This is a genomic window from Chryseobacterium salipaludis (genome assembly GCF_022968825.1).
Taxonomy (GTDB): Bacteria; Bacteroidota; Bacteroidia; order Flavobacteriales; family Weeksellaceae; genus Kaistella; species Kaistella salipaludis.
The window spans coordinates 162415-183222 of record NZ_JALHKS010000005.1 but is presented as its reverse complement, the minus strand read 5'-3'; the positions used below and the strand labels follow the sequence as shown (position 1 = coordinate 183222).

General features: G+C 45.0%; 18 protein-coding genes and 1 tRNA gene. 2 read left to right on the top strand and 17 right to left on the bottom strand.

Translation table 11 applies throughout. The features are described from left to right. Nucleotide 1 precedes the first annotated feature (1 nt). The 9 genes from MVI27_RS09820 to MVI27_RS09780 all read right to left on the bottom strand — a co-directional run bounded on the left by MVI27_RS09820 (nucleotide 2) and on the right by MVI27_RS09780 (nucleotide 6257). Complete coding sequence (locus tag MVI27_RS09820) at nucleotides 2-253, bottom strand: hypothetical protein (RefSeq protein WP_246961367.1); 252 nt, start codon at nucleotides 251-253, stop codon at nucleotides 2-4. 113 nt (nucleotides 254-366) lie between these two features. Next, nucleotides 367-1587 carry a DUF6371 domain-containing protein gene (locus MVI27_RS09815; RefSeq protein WP_246961365.1) on the bottom strand — a complete coding sequence of 407 codons (1221 nt, stop codon included), beginning with the start codon at nucleotides 1585-1587 and terminating at the stop codon, nucleotides 367-369. Beyond that, nucleotides 1571-2998, bottom strand: coding sequence for a DUF3987 domain-containing protein (locus tag MVI27_RS09810; RefSeq protein WP_246961364.1), 1428 nt, complete (start codon nucleotides 2996-2998; stop codon nucleotides 1571-1573). The genes MVI27_RS09815 and MVI27_RS09810 overlap by 17 nt, the downstream gene beginning before the upstream one ends. Before the next feature lie 6 nt (nucleotides 2999-3004). Next, nucleotides 3005-3229 carry a hypothetical protein gene (locus MVI27_RS09805; RefSeq protein WP_246961363.1) on the bottom strand — a complete coding sequence of 75 codons (225 nt, stop codon included), beginning with the start codon at nucleotides 3227-3229 and terminating at the stop codon, nucleotides 3005-3007. Nucleotides 3230-3443: 214 nt separating this feature from the next. Next, complete coding sequence (locus MVI27_RS09800) at nucleotides 3444-4163, bottom strand: hypothetical protein (protein WP_246961360.1); 720 nt, start codon at nucleotides 4161-4163, stop codon at nucleotides 3444-3446. Nucleotides 4164-4208: 45 nt separating this feature from the next. Next, the gene (locus MVI27_RS09795; RefSeq protein ID WP_246961358.1) at nucleotides 4209-4418 is read right to left on the bottom strand and encodes a hypothetical protein; all 210 of its coding nucleotides are present in this window, start codon (nucleotides 4416-4418) and stop codon (nucleotides 4209-4211) included. 3 nt (nucleotides 4419-4421) lie between these two features. Beyond that, nucleotides 4422-4625 carry a hypothetical protein gene (locus tag MVI27_RS09790; protein WP_246961356.1) on the bottom strand — a complete coding sequence of 68 codons (204 nt, stop codon included), beginning with the start codon at nucleotides 4623-4625 and terminating at the stop codon, nucleotides 4422-4424. A gap of 21 nt (nucleotides 4626-4646) precedes the next feature. Beyond that, nucleotides 4647-4868, bottom strand: a complete 222-nt coding sequence (locus MVI27_RS09785; RefSeq protein ID WP_246961355.1) for a hypothetical protein — start codon at nucleotides 4866-4868, stop codon at nucleotides 4647-4649. A 21-nt stretch (nucleotides 4869-4889) separates the two neighbouring features. Further along, a complete protein-coding gene (locus tag MVI27_RS09780) occupies nucleotides 4890-6257 on the bottom strand; it encodes a phage integrase SAM-like domain-containing protein (protein WP_246961353.1) in 1368 nt (455 codons plus the stop codon). Nucleotides 6258-6836: 579 nt separating this feature from the next. Here MVI27_RS09780 and MVI27_RS09775 point away from each other — a divergent pair. After that, the gene (locus MVI27_RS09775) at nucleotides 6837-7763 is read left to right on the top strand and encodes a T9SS-dependent choice-of-anchor J family protein (protein WP_246961351.1); all 927 of its coding nucleotides are present in this window, start codon (nucleotides 6837-6839) and stop codon (nucleotides 7761-7763) included. A gap of 89 nt (nucleotides 7764-7852) precedes the next feature. On the opposite strand, the gene MVI27_RS09770 is transcribed toward MVI27_RS09775, so the two are convergent. From MVI27_RS09770 to MVI27_RS09755, 4 genes are all read right to left on the bottom strand, one after another. Next, nucleotides 7853-7934, bottom strand: a tRNA-Leu gene (locus tag MVI27_RS09770). Between the two features lie 159 nt (nucleotides 7935-8093). Beyond that, nucleotides 8094-9056: a YihY/virulence factor BrkB family protein gene (locus MVI27_RS09765; RefSeq protein WP_246961349.1), complete on the bottom strand. Its 963-nt coding sequence runs from the start codon at nucleotides 9054-9056 to the stop codon at nucleotides 8094-8096. Nucleotides 9057-9067: 11 nt separating this feature from the next. Next, nucleotides 9068-11413, bottom strand: coding sequence for a translocation and assembly module lipoprotein TamL (gene tamL / locus MVI27_RS09760; protein WP_246961348.1), 2346 nt, complete (start codon nucleotides 11411-11413; stop codon nucleotides 9068-9070). Next, on the bottom strand, nucleotides 11413-16419 hold the full coding sequence (locus MVI27_RS09755; protein ID WP_246961430.1) for a translocation/assembly module TamB domain-containing protein: 5007 nt from the start codon (nucleotides 16417-16419) through the stop codon (nucleotides 11413-11415). The genes tamL and MVI27_RS09755 overlap by 1 nt, the downstream gene beginning before the upstream one ends. Nucleotides 16420-16567: 148 nt before the next feature. Here MVI27_RS09755 and aroQ point away from each other — a divergent pair, with 148 nt between their 5' ends. Further along, nucleotides 16568-16981: a type II 3-dehydroquinate dehydratase gene (gene aroQ / locus MVI27_RS09750; protein WP_246961346.1), complete on the top strand. Its 414-nt coding sequence runs from the start codon at nucleotides 16568-16570 to the stop codon at nucleotides 16979-16981. Between the two features lie 17 nt (nucleotides 16982-16998). On the opposite strand, the gene MVI27_RS09745 is transcribed toward aroQ, so the two are convergent. Genes MVI27_RS09745 through MVI27_RS09730 form a run of 4 tightly spaced genes read right to left on the bottom strand, consistent with a single transcriptional unit; the run spans nucleotide 16999 to nucleotide 20772 of the window. Continuing rightward, nucleotides 16999-17787, bottom strand: a complete 789-nt coding sequence (locus MVI27_RS09745) for an SDR family NAD(P)-dependent oxidoreductase (RefSeq protein ID WP_246961344.1) — start codon at nucleotides 17785-17787, stop codon at nucleotides 16999-17001. Nucleotides 17788-17796: 9 nt separating this feature from the next. Further along, nucleotides 17797-19038: a 3-phosphoshikimate 1-carboxyvinyltransferase gene (locus MVI27_RS09740; protein ID WP_246961342.1), complete on the bottom strand. Its 1242-nt coding sequence runs from the start codon at nucleotides 19036-19038 to the stop codon at nucleotides 17797-17799. A 7-nt stretch (nucleotides 19039-19045) separates the two neighbouring features. Beyond that, the gene (locus MVI27_RS09735) at nucleotides 19046-19372 is read right to left on the bottom strand and encodes a nucleotide pyrophosphohydrolase (protein WP_246961340.1); all 327 of its coding nucleotides are present in this window, start codon (nucleotides 19370-19372) and stop codon (nucleotides 19046-19048) included. Between the two features lie 11 nt (nucleotides 19373-19383). Next, entirely contained in the window at nucleotides 19384-20772 is a 1389-nt protein-coding gene (locus MVI27_RS09730) for a hypothetical protein (protein WP_246961338.1), read from the bottom strand. Between the last annotated feature and the right edge of the window lie 36 nt (nucleotides 20773-20808).

Below are 20808 nucleotides of genomic sequence, written 5' to 3'. Positions count from 1 at the left end.
TTTACATTTTTTTTAATTGATTTTTAATATTCTCCAAAGTTTCCTGAAGGATCGCCACTGCTTCACTTACTGTGCCGGCTGCTTTCGCTTTTTTGTCCGCGTATGAGTTTAGGGCGTGCGATAATGTGTTGAAATACCATTCGTTGCGGCTGGTGCTTTCCTTTCCGGTTTTCTCATTCAGGTATTTTTTTTCGTATCTCAATACCCATTGCTGCTCCGTAGCTTCCAGGCTAAAATATTCATCTAATTTCATAATCTGTCGTTGTTAAGTGTTAATTTACAGCGAGTTTCACTACTTATCACGTTGTAAAAAATAAAGTTTTGATAAAATTAATTCTGTTCACCTGGAGGGCGAGGGTACGCGCCTTAATTCTGTGGAGCGTGAAAAATATAGTACGGATATTCCGTTGCGGTGATAATCCCTTGCAAGACCATTACATCCATCAGATCCGGCACATCATCGCCGATAAGGCCGCCAGCTTCAAGGGATTGCCGTAACTGTTTGCCGGTGGCTCTGCCTTCCGTAAATGCCGGATAAATCATCTCTGCGACTTCCTGTACCGGAAACTGCATTCCGACTGAAATACGCTGCTCCCGGGTGTGCTGGTGATCTTTACTCCGGAGTAAAGATTGCGGAGGTGTGGCTTCTTGTGCCCGGGCACAAGATTCCGGCTGCTGCAATTGCTCCAGAATAAAATCTGCTACATCGTAACCGGCTGCCTTTTGTTCTTCTGTGGCCGTACATTCCAAAAAGTCCAGCATCTTAATTTGAAGCCCTTTGTCTGCTGCCTGCTGGCGTACATAATCCCAGGTGTCAAACGCTACATTATTTACTGAAGTATCAGGCAGTAGTAATATTTCCCGCCCTTTCAGATTTTGCAGTTTGCGTACGTTTAACGTGCTTAATGATCCTGAAGCCAGCCAGAGGTATTCCGGCATAAATACCGCGCCCAAAATGGCGTTTTTCGGACTTTCCGCAATTATGATCTGTTTGTCCGGGTGTTCCTCCAAAAGGTGTTCACCGAAAAAACAGCGGGTCTTAATTTCATTCTGATAATAATCTGCAAGCCATTGGGGTACTGTTTTGTTTTTGGCTTTACGATCCTGGTATATTATAGAATGCAGCCAGGTTGTGTGTGTGGTCTTACATTCACTGTTAAATGTCTTCACCTGCACGGAATGCACTCTGTCAAATCTGTCAATAAACGGAAGGCAAACTGCATCTTTAACCGCTCCGATCCTGTATATCTTTAGCACCTTATCCAATTGCTCCGCCGGTGCGCCTAATGCCGTTAAAATAGCCTTCAGTGGGTTATTATCCTTTAGTGTGCGGTGAAATACTTCAGCAGGAAAATAGACCTGTGGTTTAGGTGGTGGCGGTGGTGTGTACGCTGTTGGCGTGTATTCGCTCTCCGGGTAACGTAGGTAGCCACAATTGTCTGCGCGGTCGCATCTGCCATACTCTCCACTTTGCAGCGTTCCGCCCTGATCCCGGTACAGGACAAAGGTTTTCTTTCCACATTGGGGGCATGGGTATTTCTTTGGCGACTTATCCAGCGTATAACGGAAATTATTCGTCTTCGTCATCGCTCAGTATTTTACGATAAACACCTTTGCTGACTTTGGCAAAAAGTCTTTTATTTTTCAGAAAGGTACTAAACGCCGTATGCTGGAGCAAATTGTTTTCTTTGCTGATTGCCGCGCCCTCTGCGGTGGTAAATTCTTCAGGCAGGCGGCTGTATAGGTCTAATTTTACGCCTTCCAGCCCTTCCAATGGATCATCCAGATTAAGCCGCTGAATGAATTTCAGGGCATTTTTTCTGAAGTAGGCGGCCAATGCCAGCGCGTCCTCTGCCGTCTGCTTATCAATCTTATCAGCATGGTAAAACGTGCCTTCTGTGGCTCTCCGTAAGGTGTGCAGAATGAGCGCGAACCGTATGGCGTAAATTTGCAATTTCGCATCAAATAGGCGCGTAGTGTAATTGTTAGACCGCTCCTGGTTATTCCGCCAACTGACCATGACCTCCGCCGCTTCTCTCTCAAATGTGATAAGGTTATTCTCTACGTGTGTATTTTCCAGGGAATTAATATGCCGGATAATGGTATCCCACCGCTGCATCATGCTGTTATCTACCGGCTCCAGGCTCCACCGTCCGGGCGGTACTTTGTCGGCCAGCACGTAAAGGAAACGCGGCGCAAATCCGTCTGTAATCATATTGCCGAATACCTCCCGGGCTTCCTCTTTTTGGATCCCGCCCAGCATCGACAAAAAAGCATTTTCAATAAAAATACTGTGGGTTACGCGGTCGATCATGGCTGCGCTGCCATTCCATACCTGAAGATAGAACTGCCGGTCGTTACCTTTGCCGCCTTTGTACTGTCCTTGCCCCGCTACAAATCCCTTTATTTCATCAACGAAGGCGATAACGCCGTTTTTATTTCGGCTCATTATGTTGGCATACGCTTCGGCAGTAAATTCCTGAATTACGCGCCTTTTGCGTTCCGGTGGCTGCTGGTCTATCTTTTCCCTTTCGCTGTACGGTAGGGCATTGTTTTCGCTTACTGCGGCATCATACGCCGCCTGTTGCTCTTTGTAGGCGCGGTGCGCTTCAGCTTCAAGTTTTATAAGCGGCTTTAAGAAGGTTTCCATACCTTCCGTTTTGCCGTCGCCACTGTCGGCCACTACTGCCAGCCATAGGGCGGCGTTGGTAGGCCTGCCAGGAATAAGTTCTACCTTCAGGGCGTTACCGATCGCGCCGGATACTGCCGCCAAAACAGACGAAAAAAGAAAATCTATTGGTAAGCTTTGTTTGTGTTTCTCCTGGATAATCTGCTGCACCTCTGCCGGAAAAATGTGTAGCGGTGGAGCGTTCTCTGTGCCGTTGGCCGTATCTTTTATAGATTGTCGTAAATCTTGAAGAAAATTAGTATCTTTGCTCTGAACCTTAACCAACTTTGGCTCCTCATGCTCTGCGTGTGGGGCTTTTTTATTTCTCATGGCGGCTTAATTTGGGAATTTATAATACCTTTTACCGCCCACCTGAACCGGAACCACCAAGCCGCGTTTTTCCTCCCGCCATAGTGTGGTGTGGCTGATCTGCCGCTTTTGCAGATATTCTTTTTTCGTCAGTAATTGGTCCGGCTGCTGATCTTTAGCCTGAAGCAGCAAATCCAGTTTGCTCTGAAGTGCATCTATCTTAGAAGATAGTTCTGTGAATGGATTGTCCATTGCGTAAAATTTAAGTGTTAAACTTTACCGCCTTTTATGGACACCTTTGGGAAATTTGTATCTTTGTTTCAGCCTTTGACTTCCCCAAGTTATGGCTTTTTGGTACAATTTTTCCCGCTGGCATCCCCGGCGGTTTTTATTTCTACTTCAAAACTATGGCACTTTGAAAATCTTTGAAATACGCTGTACTACGCTAATGTATATACGTACCTCTTTAGATATATTTAAGTATTTCATTCTCAATAATTTGTATTTTATCCGGTCTTTCGCGCCATTCTATGTCCAGGGCTGAAAATCCGTCGTCATCCAACTGGAATAAGTTCTGCACGGTACGCGGCTTTATTGTTTCATTTATAGCCCTTACGATTTCGCTGACTGTTATCACTTCAGGTAGCACACCCTGTTGTTGCAGTGCGAAAATTGCCCTGGCTACCTCAGCCGCTCTTAATTCTTTCAGGTAGGAATGAAGGCCGGCTGCATCTTTCACCGGTATTTTTAGGCACTGCTCAAAGTTTCTTTTTTGTGCTGACGTTTTCGCCTGGAGCGGTGCAGCTTCCTTTTTTCTCTGAACCATGTCCCGCAAAACAGCAAAGTATTCGGCGGCATCCGTGTACGCTGAATTAAGGTCGGCGTGTAATTGATGTATATCTGCTGGAGCATCCAAACGAAAACTTTTGTACTTATCAAATGACTGCTGTACATTCGCTGGCATTTCGTGTAGCAGTGCCGGATCACTTTTAAACCGCTGCCGGTTCCTGTGGGTGAAGCTGTTGAATGTTACTATCAGCTGTGTAAGTTCCTGCTCTAAATCATCATAATACGCGCGTGTCATTCCTATTTGGTGCGCTGCTGATTCTAAATACCCGACTTGTTGTTGTACGCGCGCTAATTGGTATTTTAGCCTTTCGCGTTCGTCATCATACTGTATTTTCATTTCTACTCATTTAAAAATTAAGGCCCAGCGAACCGGGCCGGATCATTAGGGAAACACCACCGCCGAAAATTGGCTTCTGATCTCCGGATTCCACCGGTTAACGAAGCGCGTGCCGTCCGGTGCTATATCAGCCATTGCAGACCGCATTTGCTTATAGTCATTGTCTTGGCTGTACTGTTCCAAAATGGCCGCTGCTGCGGTGCTGTATTGGTCTGTGTAGGCGGAAAGGCTGTTGATAAGGTTTTGAAGTTTCATGATTTAAGATTTTAAAGAGTTAAGAATGTTTTGATTCGTCTCGGTTGTGTTGGTGTCATTCAGCTTTATTTTGCTGATTACCTCTGCAGGTTGGCCATCAATATCTATATATGATTTTCCCGGCTGCTTTTCCTTTGCGTATCTGTATTTTAATTGGAACGCATCGCCATTTTCGTAGAGTGTGGTTGTTGAGGTTGGTGTTTCCATTTTCAGTAAGGTGATTAAAAATTAAAGTGAATTTTCGATTTTTTCGCATTTCTCCAGCGCGGCGGTCAGTACCGCTTCAAGGCCCTGCGCTGCGTGGAGCATGGTTTTGTTTTTTTCTGCTGCTGCCATGTCTGCCAGGCTGTCTGCTGTGTCGATCGCGTTTCGGATCAGTGCGGTTAAGCGCGTTGCATCCAGGTCAGTGAATTGTGTTCCGGTGTTCTGTTGTTGGATTGTTTCTGCCATGATGTTTATAAATATTGGTTTTTAATCTTTTGTATAATCTATTGAGCCGTATAAATCGCTTATCATTTTGCTGTTGGTATTGTCTTTCTTTCCAATGTATTGAAGCAGTGTCCGTTCCTCCGTGTGTCCTGATACTTCAAGAATTAAAGGCGTAGGAATTTTGCCGTAAAAATTTGTGCAGTATGACTTCCGGCCAATGTGGCTGCCAATCAATTTATATTTAGGGTGCTGACCGGCTATCCTGCGCCATACACCGGGCTTTACTTCAGTTAAGAGTGTTCCGGTAATTTTCTCTGTGATCCCGGCTAATTTGCAGACTTCCTTTATTTTTTCGTTATACGTTGTTTCATCTATCCGGGCCGGGAAATTCATATCATTGGTCTGCAATACCTCCAGCACCGCCGGGTGTAGTAGCAGATGCATTTTCTTTCCGGTCTTTTCCTGTACGAAGTCGATAAAATAATTTCCATTTTCGCGGCTTATCATTGACTTATTGAAGCGCATGAAGTCTGAAACCCTCTGCCCTAAAAAGCAACTTAAATAAAGCCATGTAGCGGCGTTTTGCAGCGGTTCCGGCACGTTGGTATTCTTTATCTTTTCTATCTCGCTAAATGAAAGGTAAACCACATCTTTATCTGTGTACGGCTTTATGAAGTCGCAATATCTCAGGCTTAGCTGAATGCCGTAACGTGTGGCGTAATTGCAGATAGTCCGGGTAACTTTGATAACCTTTGCCACAGTATTAGGTGAGTAATGCTGCACATCTTCAAGGTAAGCCACTAAATCCCGCTTTAGTTCCTCATCCACTTCAGGAATAAGTATTTTATAAGTAAATCCTTTTTTGGCGGTTTGGTGCGCTTCAAATGCTGTGAGAATATTTTTCACATCGTGCAGCTTCAGGACTGTACGCGGTTGCAGATCGCGCCCTTTGATATTGATATAATTTTCAAAATGCCAAAGTAAATCCTGCGGTTTGTTTTTCGCTTTCTCATTAGCGGCGGCTTTTCGCTGGTCGCTGTAAAATTCATTTACTACTGACTGAAGCCATTTTTTATCCGGTAGGCTTTCGGTAAATGCTTCCTCAAACTTTTCAAGAATGAAAGCGCGTACATCTTCCTGCTGCTGCTTTATCCTGCTGATACGCTCCTTTATCTGAAGGTCTGCACCTTTGTACGCTTTTAATTCTTTCCAGTAGCGGCGGCCATCCAGCAAAGGACTTTCTTTCACCTCATCAGGATTAAAAACATAAATCTCTGTGTGCGCTTCCACAAAGTCAAGACCGCGCGGGTTTTTCGCCGTTTCTTTTTCCTGATTATAAAATTGAAGTCGTGCCGTGAAAGGCGCGTTTTTCTTTGTCAGTGATCGCAAAAGGAAGTTTACTGAAGCCATTTTATGGTCTTTTTCACGGTTAAAATTTCTAAATACGCTCTAAATACGCCCTAATACGCCTATTATACGCCTGTTTTTCAGTTTGTAATAAGCTGTAATACAGTGCGTTATATGTCTAAATACGCATTATACGCGTTATACGCCTACTGTGTGTATTTATAATTACGAATCAGGATAAATTTAGAACGTCATCTCTTTATATGTTCCAAAGGTAAGAATAAAATGTATTACAAATGTATTATATAATACAGTAAATGAAATAATATGAAAAGATTATATATCAGCAAAAGAGTATAAATACTTACTTTATAGGCATTTAGTTTCAAATCTTATAATAGTGTTTCATTTATATTAGTTCCCTACGGGCTACAAGCCAACTGGCTTCTTAAACACTCACTTTTTAGTGGGTGTTTTTTGTCTTGTACTAGTTTATGCATCGTTAATTTTTTCAATACTTATACCTGCACAAGAGCTGTGATAATGCGAAAGCAACAGCTTTTTGTAAAAATCGTTATCATATCGGTTTTTTATTTGGATATTTTTTATAACTTTAAGCATCAAATTTTAAAATGTATTGTTATGAAAAAAATTCTACTTACGGCAGCCTGCTCACTGGCTGCAGTTTATGCCAACGCGCAAATCACTCTTTTTGAGGACGGGTTTGAAACCTACGAAGACTTCACGATTACTAATATCGGTTCCTGGGGCACTGTGGATGGCGATGGCCTCGGAACGTATGCCGGCGGAGTGGATACAACCCCAGGTGTGAAACCCTGGGTGAATGCTTACGAGCCTATGGCAGCGCAGGTATTTAATCCGTCAGTTGCAGGAGTACAAAACGGTCATGACGGAGAGAATTCAAATTTTAATCCACACGGTGGGCAAAAGTATATCGCGTTTTGGGCAGGAGTGCCTGCCTCAGGCGTAAATAAGAACAATGACTGGCTAATTTCACCAAAAATTAATCTGGGAGATACCGGAAATCAGCTTAGCTTCTGGGTGAAATCGCTGGCCTCCGATTACGGACTGGAAAAGTACCGTGTCTTAATCTACGTAGGAGAAGATGCTCCGGCGAATGTGTCTGTATTTACCCCTATTTCAGGATCAACAGCGTTATCGGCACCGATTAATTGGACGCAGGTAAATTATAACCTGGATGCATATAAAAATCAGCCGGTACGTTTCGCTATTAATTACGTTTCATCTGATGTGTACATGATGATGCTTGACGATGTGAAAGTTACCGCAACCACGGTTTTGGGAACAAACGAAGGCGCTGCCAAAAAAGGAGTGCGCGTTTATCCAAATCCATCCAAGGGTGTCTTCACTCTGCAATCAGCCAAGAATGTGAGCAAAGTACAGGTCTTCAGTGCAGACGGGCGTTTGGTTGCCGAGAGCAAAGATGCAACCCAGGTTGATCTGACCGGTAAGGCAAAAGGAGTCTATATGATGGTGATTACGCACGATGATGGCAGCACCACCAAACAGCAGGTGATCAGAAACTAAATCATTCACTGCAAAAGAGTAAACCGGCGCCAGGCCGGTTTTTTTTATGCCATAAAAAAATCACACTTCTGAAAGAAATGTGATTAAAGTGCCCGGAACAGGACTCGAACCTGCAAGCCGTGAAGCACTCGCACCTGAAACGAGCGTGTCTACCAATTTCACCATCCGGGCTTCATATGGAAGTATGAATTGTAGGCTGCAAAAATACATTCTTTCTGGAAACCATGCAAGCCTCTGCCTTTTAAATTTAAATTAATATGAAAACTTTATAATATCAAAAATGTAAACCGCAGGGAGGCAGCGTATTAAGGTCTTTATATAAATTTGTATTTATGCCTCTATGTTTTCTGTACCCTGCAAAGATTTCAATTTTTCCAGTTTGCGGTCCTGTGATTCGCGGTAGAGTTTGGCCTCGCTCCAGCGCGCATGTTTGGATGGACGAATATGATAGCCTTTCTTGCGCGCATATACCTGCGTAAATTCAGCACCAAAGAAAATTAGCATACAGGAATAGTTGATCCACATCATAATTAAAATAACCGTTCCTGCCTTGCCGAAAGCGGAGGTCGGTTTTAGTTCGGCGAAATACAAGCCCAGTAAAAACTTACCCACTGTAAAAAGCACCGCCGTCAGAAACGCGCCACTCCACACGGAACGCCAGGAAACTTCCACATCCGGCAGAACTTTAAACATAAAGGCAAAAACAAGCACCACGACCAGAAAACCGATCACATAATTAATGAGTTCCATGATCAGATAGGTTTCTAAGCCTAACTGTGCGGTAATAAAATTATTCAGCAAACTGATGAGGGAAGAAAGCACCATCGTAATCATCAGCAAGAAACCGATCACCAAAATCATCCCCAGGGAGTTGGCCCGGTCCAGCAGGAATTTCACAATCGCTTTTTTAGGCGCGGCTTCCACTTCCCAAAGGTCATTCAGTGATTTCTGCAGTTGGAAGAAAATAGTCGTGGCACCAAACACCAGCGAGAACACCCCCACGATTTTCATAAAGATATTTTTCTTATCGATCAGGGCGCTGGCAATCATCTCTTGGACGCTGGTGGCGGCGTCATCTCCCATCACGCTGCTGATCTGGCTGGTAATCTCGCCGCGTATCGCTTCTTGGCCAAAAAAGCCGCCCGCAATCCAAATAATGATTATTAATAATCCCGGAATCGAGAAAATTGCATAGTACGCCAGACTTGCGGCATCTGTGGTTGCAGATGATTTACTCCAGTCCTCATACGCAGCTTTCAGCGTTTCCCAGTAAAACTTAACTTTCTTCTTCATATCATCATAGTTTAGAACGGATAACCGATGGCAATGTTTAAAATAAGGTTGTCTTTTCTCCAACTGCTGCTGCCAAAATTAATTTTGTCAAAAGTCCAGCGGTCACCTTCCTCAAAATAAGGAACGCGGATCGGCATTGCGAGGTCTAATCTTAATATCAGAATAGAAAAATCGAGCCGAAGGCCAACACCGGCGCCCACGGCAATTTCTTTCAGGAAATCCTTTGAAAATTTACCGCCCGGTTTAGTAGGATCTTCATTCACCAGCCACACGTTTCCGGCATCAGCAAAAACCGCTGCATTCAGGAATTTATATAAGTTCGCCCGGTACTCCGCATTCAGTTCCAGTTTAATGTCCCCCGACTGGTCAAAAAAGAAGGTGGCATTTTGTGTTCTGGGATCATAGCTGCCCGGCCCGAGTGTTCTGGCGCGGAAAGCACGGATACTGTTGCTGCCGCCCACGAAGAACTGTTTCACATACGGAATATGAATCGAGTTCCCATACGGATACCCGACACCGGCGATAAACCGCGAGGCAAACATACTCTTGTCACCGAGTTTGCGGTAGTAGCGAATGTCATGCTCCATTTTAGCATACTGACTGAACGGAATTCCGAAGAGTTCTTTCTGATCTCTTTTCTTGGCATTTGCGCCGCTGAACAAACCGGCCAGTGTACCCGCAAGATCCAGACTTCCTTTGTAATACCACGTATTCTTTTGCGGCAGCATGGTATTCGTGTACGTAAAACTGTACGAAGGCCCGAAAATAAGCTGCCGGTCAATCACACGCTGCAACGAGGGATTCGGTGATATTCCCTTTTCCGGATTGCCGGTGATTTGCTCCCGGTATTTATCGGTCACATTTTGTGGCGCGACCACCGTCACATCCAGCACTTTCAGGTTATGTTCCTTTCGCTCATTTTCTTTCCATAGATAGCCAAACGAGGAATTAAAATTGTGAAGTGTATATAATTGGGTACGACTCAGATACTCATATCCGAGTTCAATATTGGTTCGCGGCACATAGGCGCTGGAGGAGCGGAAATTAAACGGAGCTACAATTCTCGGAATTGATAATTGTGCATTGGCTCCCACACGGATGATATTGTTTGCGTCTTTCGGACCACCTACCTGCACATCAAATGCTCCATAGACTGAACCTTTTAACTGCTCGGCGCCGCGGAACAGATTCCGGTGGGTCCAGTTCAGGTTGACTTCACCGCCGGTATAGTTTGCGGAATTGGTTTTTCCTAATGTTTCAAGTCGTAACGACTGCAGCGGGCGCGGTGTCAGCAAGTAATATGCATCAAACGCATGATTGGTCGAATCCGAAACAACAAATTCATTTTTCACAAATTTAAAAACACCCATGCTGATTAGGCGGTTCAGCGACAAATTATGGTCTGCCCGGTTATAGAGGTCACCGCGTTCAAAGTATAAAGCACGGTCGAAAATCTTAGGTTTAAATTTATCGTTCGGGTCAATAATGTATTTGTCATTGTAGATTTCCAGCGAATCCGTATTGTAAGGGATTTCATATTTCCCCAGCTTCACATCTTCAATATTATAATCCGCAAAGACAACCGTTTTATCAATCGTCCACTGTTCTTTGGAAACTGCCGGCGTGTTGTCTTTTAACTTGACGAAGAGTTCCACTTTCGGCTCGCTGGTCACCGTGCTGTCTGCCTGCACAATAATATTATCCGGGCTGAAGTAATAGAAGCCTTTGTTTTTAAGATGTTCATCAATGCGCTGGCGTTCTGCTTTAATCACATCCAGGTCAAAGGGTTTTCCCTCCTTTAAAAAAGTCTTGTCTGTAATGGACTGGATTTCCGAATTAAGAATGGTGGAGTCCGTCGGGAAGTTCACTTTACTGATGAGGTAGCGCGCGCCGGTTTTCACATTATAAATTACCTGTGCTTTCTTATTCTTACTAATGGTATCCGAGGACGCTCTTGCATTAAAATACCCTTTATTCTCAGAATAATTTACCAGGATTTTTTCGTTAAAACTCCGGTCCACATCGCCAAGCAGAACCGGCTTTTCACCAATGCGGTATTTCAGCCAGTACCCGATTCCTTTTTGCTTCTTTGGTTCTTTGGTAATATTATAAATATACAAACGCGGACGCAACCCGAGAAAAGAGGAATTAGGCTTTGGCCGAAGTTGTTCCTTCAGCGCATCCCGCAAATTGGATTTTTCTTTCTTGCTCAGCGTATCATTTTTAATATTCACTTTTGCGCCGGTGTACAGCAGTTCACCCTCACGCAGAAATTTTGTGTTGCTGCAGGAGGCTGCCACCAAAGCCAGGGACAATAAGCCAAGCGCGGAACCATATGTTTTATTCAGATATGCCATTATTTTGAAGTCGTAGTTTGTGTATTTTGTTCTTTTTTCTTGCGTGAGCGCTCGAAGATTTGTTTGAACTTATCGTAATCCAGTGTAATGATAAAGCCAATTCCGGTTTCGATGATCTGCCCTTGCAGCGCTACCTGATAATCATTTTTGCGGTAAGCGCGCAGCATATACCGGCCATCTTTGCTCAGGCTGTAGTCCAAGGTAATATCGCCGGCAATGTTCGTCATCTGCTCATTCTTTCTTGCGTCTCCTTCCAAAGCGAAGTTATTACCCACAGTTACTTTCAGCCGGTCGTCAAATAATCTTTTGGAAACTCCGATGTTCAGGTCTGTTCTTTCGTTTTTCTCTCCACTGGAATAATCTTCAGTAGATTCCAAATCAAAATTCAATTCCACGCCACCAATTAAATCGGCAGCCAGATTGTTCAGCTGCTCCGAAAGAATGCGGCTCACACTCTGTTTCGCCAGGGTAGAAGCAGACAGCCCGGTTTCACTCTGGAACGGATTTTCACCGATGAAGCGGTTCAGCAGCAGTAAGGCAAATACCTGTTTGTTCAGTTCAGACTCCTCGCGACGCAGCATGCTCAGTTTCGCTTTCGTATTATCCAATACCGTAGCCGAAACGGAACTGTTCTGGTCTTCGGTGGTAATATCAAACGTAATCACCGGTTTCAGCAATTCGCCCTTCATAATCAGCAGAGTGTTGAACGGGATTCTTTGCTTATACTGATTCAACTCGCCCGGTGAGGCACCGGTCAGCTGCTGTTGCAGGAGATCCAGCGGCGCTGCATTGGTTTTATATACTGCCGTAATATCCAGGTTGGCCGTGGTTGGTTCCCCGGTCCAGGTGATGGTGCTTCCTTTTTCGATTTCAAACTTGCGCTTCAGCAGACTCACGGACATTTCATACGCACCGCTGTCCACCACATAGGTTCCTACCAAAGTCGTTTTACCGGACGGATCAATCCCGCCGGTTAATTGGGCATCTCCCTGGAGTTTAACGAAATCGCCATTCGCCTGGTCTATAATTAATGAAAGCTTGGCTTCTTTGGTAATCTCAATATTCACATTGACATCAAGGCCTTTGACATCACTCTGGCTGTCAATAGAATCGGTTTTAATGGTTTTCTGCAACGCAATCTGGTCCTGATCAATAAACTCCACAATGCCGGCGCGCTCTTCCAAAGCTGGAGACGATTGCGGCAACACGATGGTGAAATCAGTAACATCAGTCACTGCCAGGTTTCCATCGACTTGCGGCAGGTCCAGGTTTCCGCGGATGCGGAGATCGGTATCTACCGCCAGTGTACCGTACATGAGTTTGTCATTATCCTTCTTGGAATCCACCACTTTGAAATCACGGCCTTTCACATCCAAGCGGAAAGCAAAGTCGCGGTAGCTTTCCGTAAGTACTGCACCATCGATGGTAAGTGCATTTCCGGCTTCGTCTTTAATTTTAAAATTATCAAAATCAATCCCGCGGCTGGTAAATTTAAGTTCATCATTAATGTGGCGGAAGTTGCTGCCCAGCTGGGTGATGCCCAGTCCGACATCATTAAACTTTAATGTTCCCAAGACGGAGGGAGCCGACGTTGTTCCGCCGATACGTAAGTTCCCGGACAGATAACCTTCCGGATTCTCGATGGCTTTCCCGGCGAATCCCTGTACCGTTTGCATCTGAAGCTGGCCGAGGTTGAGGTTCATTGCCAGCGCATTGGTTTTGGTATTGATGGTGCCGCCGAGGGTCATGTCATTATTATATCCGCTCAGCATGACATTCGCACGAATCAGGTCTGCGCTTTCGTTCATTGCTTTCACATCGAGGTTGCCAACCGGGCTGCCGTACACATACAAATCCGTAATGTCCATATCTGCTGTGAACCGAAGGTTGTTCTTCAAATCACGCAGCTGTGCTGTTCCGTTAATGGTTCCTTTTGCCAGAAGCGAATCTTTTTTAATAATTTCCGTTAAAGATTCTATTTTAAAATCACGGATCGAAACATTCAGCGGGCTGTTCGATACCTGAGTCTCACTTTGGAGTCGAATTTCGCTGCCGCCGTTGGAAAGTGCAAAGTTATTGGCCACAATACCGCGGCTGCTCAGTTCGATGGAGTTGTCGGGAGCTACCGTCCAGTCTGTGTAATTCAAAGTAAGTCCTTTCGGGTTCAGGCTGATTTTCGTGAGGTCACCGGCTTTCTGCACATTTCCTGCTACAAGAAACTGCGTCGCATCTTTATCATCTTTCGTGGTGGCGTTGTAGGTGATGAGATTGTCTTTAATATCACCATTCAGCCGTACTTTCTGCAGCGCTATACTTTCATTTTTAAACTCTGCGAGATTTACATCATAAACCAATGCCTCATTTGCATTATTAATCACAATTTTTCCTTCGCGGATTACATTTTCGCCATACTTCACTTCGGGAATATCTCCGTTGATATCTAGTAGTCGGGTGTCGGCGTTATAACTCCCGGCTAAGGTAATGGGTTCAAACTCTTTCAGATCCGGCAAAAAGGTGTGCAGCAGATTGTCATCTTTAACTTTGGCGTCAAAGGTGAAAAACTGTCCCGGATCCACGCGCGTTTGTTTGGTGCCGGGCGCCTGGAACTGATAATACTGGTTTATCGTTTGCTGCAAAGAGCCCACAATTTGCGTGAGTTTATACTTTCCTTTCAGGTCCAGATCCGCAATCTGTGACTGTAGCGTAATGCGGTTACTGTCTGCGGTAGACATCGCCCGAAGCAAAACGTCCTGAAGCGGATAAACATCTTTGGTATCGGAAATGGCAAAGTTCTGTAACTGCAGATAGCCATTCGGTGCATCAGGGTTCAGGCTGGTGAAATCACCATCAATATCTCCGGCAAGAATCATCTGGTCCTGATAAAAACCCAGCTTATTTAGATCCAGTTTTCGAATGGTTCCTTTCACTTTTACAGCCGGTTCTTTACTCTGCAGTGTTCCGGAAGCCAGCAGTTTCAGATTAGCGTTGGGATCCTTGGAGTCGAGGTTGATGACATAGGCACCGTTATTGATACGCCCGTCCAGCGCCATATTATGATAGGTGTAGTTATTATAATACACCGAAGAAATATCACCCTTCAGCGTGGCGGTTGCCTGTTTGTAATCGAAGCTTTGGCCTTTCACCGCAATCTGGCCGGTGATAGAACCTAAATCGTTGTTCTGAATAATTTTTCCGATCTGCAGGTTCTGCAAATTGGCCAGCACGTCATACTTTTCCTGATTCTTTCGGCGCATGTCCACGGCGGCACGCACGGCTGCATTTCCCAGCGTGGATTTCAGTTTCAGATCGGCGTTGACGACCTGCGTGCTGCCTTTCGCCGTACCTGAGATGCTAAAGAAGGAAGGCAACGAAATATTCGATGGAATGGTGTTCTTCGGAACAAGGTTAAAGATAGTATTAGCGGAAGACGAAAGCTCGCGCACATTTAAATCGTAGTACAGTTGGTCCGGGTTCATGGCATTCTTAACCGTGCCGGAAGCGTTTACTTTCAGCCGGTCGATGCCCGACAGTTGCAGGGTCTGTATCTCCAGGTTATTTAAAGTTCCTTTCAGCCGTGTATTCACATCCAGAATGGCATTCGGATATTTATTAAAAGGAACTGTGCCGCGCAGTGAAGGCACCAGCATCAGAATATCGCTAAACCCTACCCGCGAGTTTCGCAAGTTGGCAGAGATTTGTACAGCACCGGGGTTAGCGGAAAGCTGTTCGATGGAATTGTAGTTTAAAATCACTTCATCCCGCAGCAATGTTTGGGATGTTTTCAGATACAGGTCTTTCAGATACGCCTGCTTTTCTTCATAAACAAAATCTGTTTCAAAACGCTGAATGTCGAGTCCGCGCGATTCTTTAATTTCAGCGGATCTGACGGAGCCGGCGAAGGTGCCGTTCTGCATTTTAAAATTACGTACTTCGGTATCGAGTTTTGAGAAATTAAGATGATTGAAGTCCATCCCGGCGCGGGCGCGCGGCATCGCAGTGTTGTCATACGCGACCTTCACATCTTCCAGCAATAATTTTTTTAAAGTTAAAGCGAGCGGTGCATCATCCTTCTGTTCCTCTTTATTTTCAGGTTCAGGATTGGCATTTTTACCGGGCAGGTGTAATTTCACATTGATATCAGCGCCTTTCAGAGCGAGGTTCCCGATACCAAAATCATTTTTCTGCAGGTCCAGTTTATTGATGTTGGTACTGAGTTCCTTAAATTTCACTTTTCCAAAAGTCCGGGTATTCTGGTCGCCGTAATCAATGTCAAAATTTGTGAATTGGATTCTGTTCAACCCAATGGTCATCGGCTTCTGCTGGTTGAGTGAATCTACTTTCTGCTCGACTTTATCGGCTACTTCTTCGATGAGGTCCTGCTGGAGCTGGAGCCTTAGGCCGTCCATTGTAATGTTATCCGCAGCGTAGGAATTATTCTGCAGATCAAATGTTTTCACCCGCGTATCAAACGCCTTAAAATACACTTCCAGATCATTTCTTGCCTGCTGATCGATAAACGAAACCCGGATGTCACGCAGTTTAATTTTATCTAGAGAAATAATAAAAGGTTTGGAGGGACTTTCTTCGGCTTCTTTGGTTGCAAAGGCGTCTATAATATAATCGAAATTAAAGCTGCCGTCCGGGTTGCGCACCACATTCGCCTTCACACCTTCCAGATCGATGGACGTAAGGTCTGCCGTATTTTTTAACAACTTCATAATATGCAGGCCCACATCCAGCTTTTTTGCATACAGAAGCGTATCTACTTTTTGGCCTTGCAGATAAAGATTTTCCATCACCAGACTGTTCGGAAAATCCACGTAGACACGGTCCAGGCTGACTTTTGTATGAATTTTCTTTTCTAAGTAATTCACGAGTTTTCCCTTGGCGTAGTTTTGTACGCCGGGCAATTGCAGGCTCAGGACTGCCAGAACAATAATCAGCAGCAATGAAGCAATTACAATTCCTGTGTACTTGAGGATTTTTTTGTAAATGTTCACGTGTATAAGATAAGATTTCAGGTTATAAAAAATGACCGGAGCGCCAGTGGAAGTTGACTTTACGGCATAATCACAGCTCTTGCAGCAGTTTCAATGCCAATTTTTGTTAAAAACGGTAATTTGGAAAAAAAATTATCTTTGTAAAAACGATTCTATGAAAATACTTTTGCTAAATGGCCCAAATCTTAATCTGCTAGGCAACCGCGAGCCGGCAATTTACGGCAATACAGATATTGACCAGGTCATGAAAGGGCTGCAGCAAAAGTACAGTGACCATACGATTGAATATTTCCAGTCAAACACGGAAGGCAGTATCATCGATCGTTTGCAGCAGGTGGATTTTGAGGCGCTGATTATTAACCCCGGTGCCTACACTCATTATTCACTGGCTATTGCAGATGCGCTCCGCAATCTGGCGGTCCCGAGAGTAGAAGTGCATATCAGCAATATTTATGCGCGGGAAGAGTTTCGCCAGAAGTCTGTAACGGCACCGCACTGCGATGGTGTGATTACCGGTTTCGGAATACGTGGTTACGAATTGGCCGTAGAAGCTTTGCAGTTGAAGTAAGACGCTGTTGCCGGATATTAATCCATTTTGTTGTACTTGCGCATCAGCTTTTCATAGAATTTTTGCGGCAGGAACCATTTGAGCGGCACCCCGATCCGCTGCCCGAAATGCCCGAAATAATAGTGGGCTTTCCAGTGTTTTTTCTGCAGTAATTTATCGATATAAACGGCTACCTGCTGTGGAGGCGTTCCTTCATCCACGTGTGCGTTCATGACTGAATATACTTTTTGAAAGAGACCGGTGTAAGCTTCGGAAACATCGGTCTTCACACGGTTGTCCGCAATATTGGTAGCGATGTCGCCCAAATGCAGCGAGCATACTTCAATATTCCAGGCCGAAACCTCGTAGCGCATGGCTTCCGTGACTTTATCCAGCGCTGATTTCGAGGCAGAATAAAATCCGCGGAAAGGCAAGCCCATTTCGCTGCCGATACTGGAAATGTTGATGATTCTTCCTTTCTCTTGTGCACGCATCGAAGGTAAAACGGCCGTCATCATTTGCACCGCGCCCACCAGATTTAAATTAAAGAGTTTTAAAATATCTTCCTTGCGCGTATCTTCCACGGCGCCAACCATGCCCATGCCGGCATTATTAATTAACAAATCAATATGCGGATGTTTAGAAGCAATTTGACTCATCGCCTGGGTAATCTGTTCAGCATCCGTAATATCGGTCGGGATAGAGGTAAAGTAATCAGACTGTGTGAGCTTACGGCTCAACCCATACACCGTGTGGCCCAGTTTGCCGAAATGTTCAGCCAGTGCCAGACCGATTCCGGCCGAAGTTCCCGTGATAATGATTGTCATAAAAGTATATTAATCTTCCTGTAAAACCTGTTCGAGATCAGACCAGAACCGCGGATAGGATTTTTCTACCACCTCAGGATTCTGGATTTCAAGCGGCTGCACTAGAGAAAAAGGAGCAAAACTCATTGCCATCCGGTGGTCCTGATACGTTTCAATTGAGATCTGTTCGTTCGGTTCAAAAAACTTCACCGAGCGGATGCTGTCTTCCGTAATTTCCGCGATACACCCGATCTTAAATAATTCGTTCTTCAGCGCAACGAGCCGGTCCGTTTCTTTTACTTTTAAAGTGGCCAGTCCGGTAATGTGAAAGGGAACCTGCAGCGCTGTTGCTGTTACGCACAGCGTTTGCGCGATATCCGGGCAGTCATTCATATCCAATGAAATCAGCGCGGGGAAATTAACGTTCTCCTCTGCCAGCAGTGAAATCTTACTTTCAGCATCTTCAGAAATGGTGTTAACACCAAAGAATTTCCAGTAGAGTTCGCGAATAACAGAATCCCCCTGCAGCGAATACGGCCGGAAGTACCGCAGGTTAATGCTTTTGCGCCCAATAGCGGCCAGCGAGTAAAAATAGGACGCGGAACTCCAGTCGCTCTCCGCCACGACCTTCATAATCTGCGAACTTTTGGTAGCCGGCAGAACCGGGGAAATGTGAATGGTCTGGCCGTCCCATGAAGTTTCTGCACCAAACTTTCGCACAATTTTGAGGGTCATTTCCAGATACGGCCGCGAGGTTATTTCTCCGGTCAGATGAAGGGTTAAACCGTTGGGCAACGCCGGTGCAATAAGCAGTAAAGACGAAATAAACTGGCTGGAAACAGAAGCCGCAATGCTTACTTCATTGGAGCTGAAAGCACGCCCGCTAATTTTAAGCGGCGGGAAACCGTCTTTTTCCAGGTATTTAATATCCGCACCTAGGCTGCGGAGTGCGTCCACCAGTGGTCCGATCGGCCTTTGCAGCATCCGTGAAGAGCCGGTAAGAACAGTGGTTTTACCTTCCTGAATAGAGAAATAGGAAGTAAGGAAGCGCATGGCCGTCCCCGCATGATGGATATCTACAGTTTCAGCAGAACTTTCCAGTGCCTGTTGTAGCAGTTCCGTGTCATGCGCATCCGACAGGTTTTCAATGATAACATTGTCGAATAAATACTTCAAAATCAATAAGCGGTTCGAAATACTTTTGGAACCACCGATTTCTATTGTTTCATTATCCTTCAATACAGATTTTTTCAGCTGCAGTACCTTCGTCATAAAGTGCCTATTTAAGCTTTTCGTTATTCTGATGCCGGTCGCGGTCGCGGTCGGTTTTTATTTTTAATTTCCGGTCAAAGGCCTGTTGCAAATCTGTGCCGGTCTGGTTCGCCGGGCAGAGCGTTACAAACAGTACATCGGCCAGTTCCTCGCCCAGATCTTTTTGACTGTCACTTTCTTTTTCGCTTTGTTCACCGTAGCGCCGGGCGATAATACGTGCTACTTCGCCTACCTCTTCGGTAAGCATGGCCATATTGGTAAGTTCATTAAAATAACGAACACCCACATTCTTAATCCATTCATCTACTTCCTGCTGAAGCCGGGTAATTTCCATTTTTTTTAATTTTATTGGTAGGCGCCTAAAGTGGGATTGTTCACCCTGCTTTGTTGTGCTATATCGAGCGGAACAGAAGCCGCTACTGTAGTGTTTCCTTTACCGCGGGCTGGTGAATCGTCGGCTACGCGCAGATTCATTTTGTGGGTAAAGTAATTGATGAACTTGGGATCTTCATTTTTAAGGGAAGCGGTAATGGCGGGGTTACCCTCAAAGGCGAATCCTGCCTGCTCGCTGTACTTTAATAAAATGTTATTAAACGTATAATTAAGATTGCCGGAACCTGCTGGTTTAAGAACCACCGCATTATTCGAATGTCCATACAAAATGGAGTTAGCAAAGGTAAGCGTCATGTTGCCGGTTTCTTTGTCATATTCATTACTCGCAAATAAACTAAGGCCGGGCAGGGTACCGTTCAGCTGCCAATAATTCGCCAGCGTAGCATGTTTAAAATTATACGTGCCGCCACCGAAGAGCCCAACGCCGGCCTCGCCGCAATTATTGACGACCAGATTCTCCGCATTAACTACAGAATTAATTGCTAAAATCCCATATTCCTGGTGGGTGTGGATAATTGTATTTTTAATATTTGCCTGCGCTTTCTGCAGTTCCAGACCGGTGGTGCCACCCATGATTTTTGTGTAATTTAAGTCTACTGTCGCGTTTTCATCTGCGTAGATGCCGTTCCAGTTTTTGGGAATGGTATCGTAGCGGGTATCATTGCGGTCGCCGCGGAAAATAATTTCTTTACCGAGGCCTCCGTTTGCAGTAAGTTTCGCTGTCTTCTCCAACTGCAGGCCGCTGTTTTTATGCAAATAGACCTTTGTGCCTTCTTCAATCTGCAGGGTTTTTCCGGCAGCCACTTTTAGATTTCCAAAAATAATCTTGGCTTTATTGGCGGTCCAGGTGGTGTTTTCGGTCAGGATATTTGGATTGGTTTCCGTTTCAATAAAGAATTCTGCATCCTGCACCACGGAAAATAAAGTGATGTGCTGTTTCCCGGCCGGTGTTTCCACCAGAATGCGGTCTTCCGCAATGGCTTCAGTAGCAGTGGCAACCGGCGCGATTTCCACGAAAATATAAAGACTGTCTTGCCGGCGCAGCGGCACATTATGAAAAGAGGTTCCGGCGCGGCCATCCATATTAATCCGATATAGTGAACTGCTACCGGATTCTAGCGCAATCTGAGGAATCATGATATCGCGGTCTTCCGTGTTGTACAGCTTTACCGCATAGGTTTCGGAGCGTACCTGATTATAAACCGTATCCAGAAATACCGTGTCCCGCGAAAAACGCAGCAATTCGGAAGGTGCGTCGAATTCTATATCATCACGAGTGCAGCTCAGCACAGCCAGCAGGAGCACGAAAGCCGGTGCCAGCAGTATTTTTATATGTTTCATGGAGAATAAACGGTAAGTTTTTCAAAAGTAACCAAA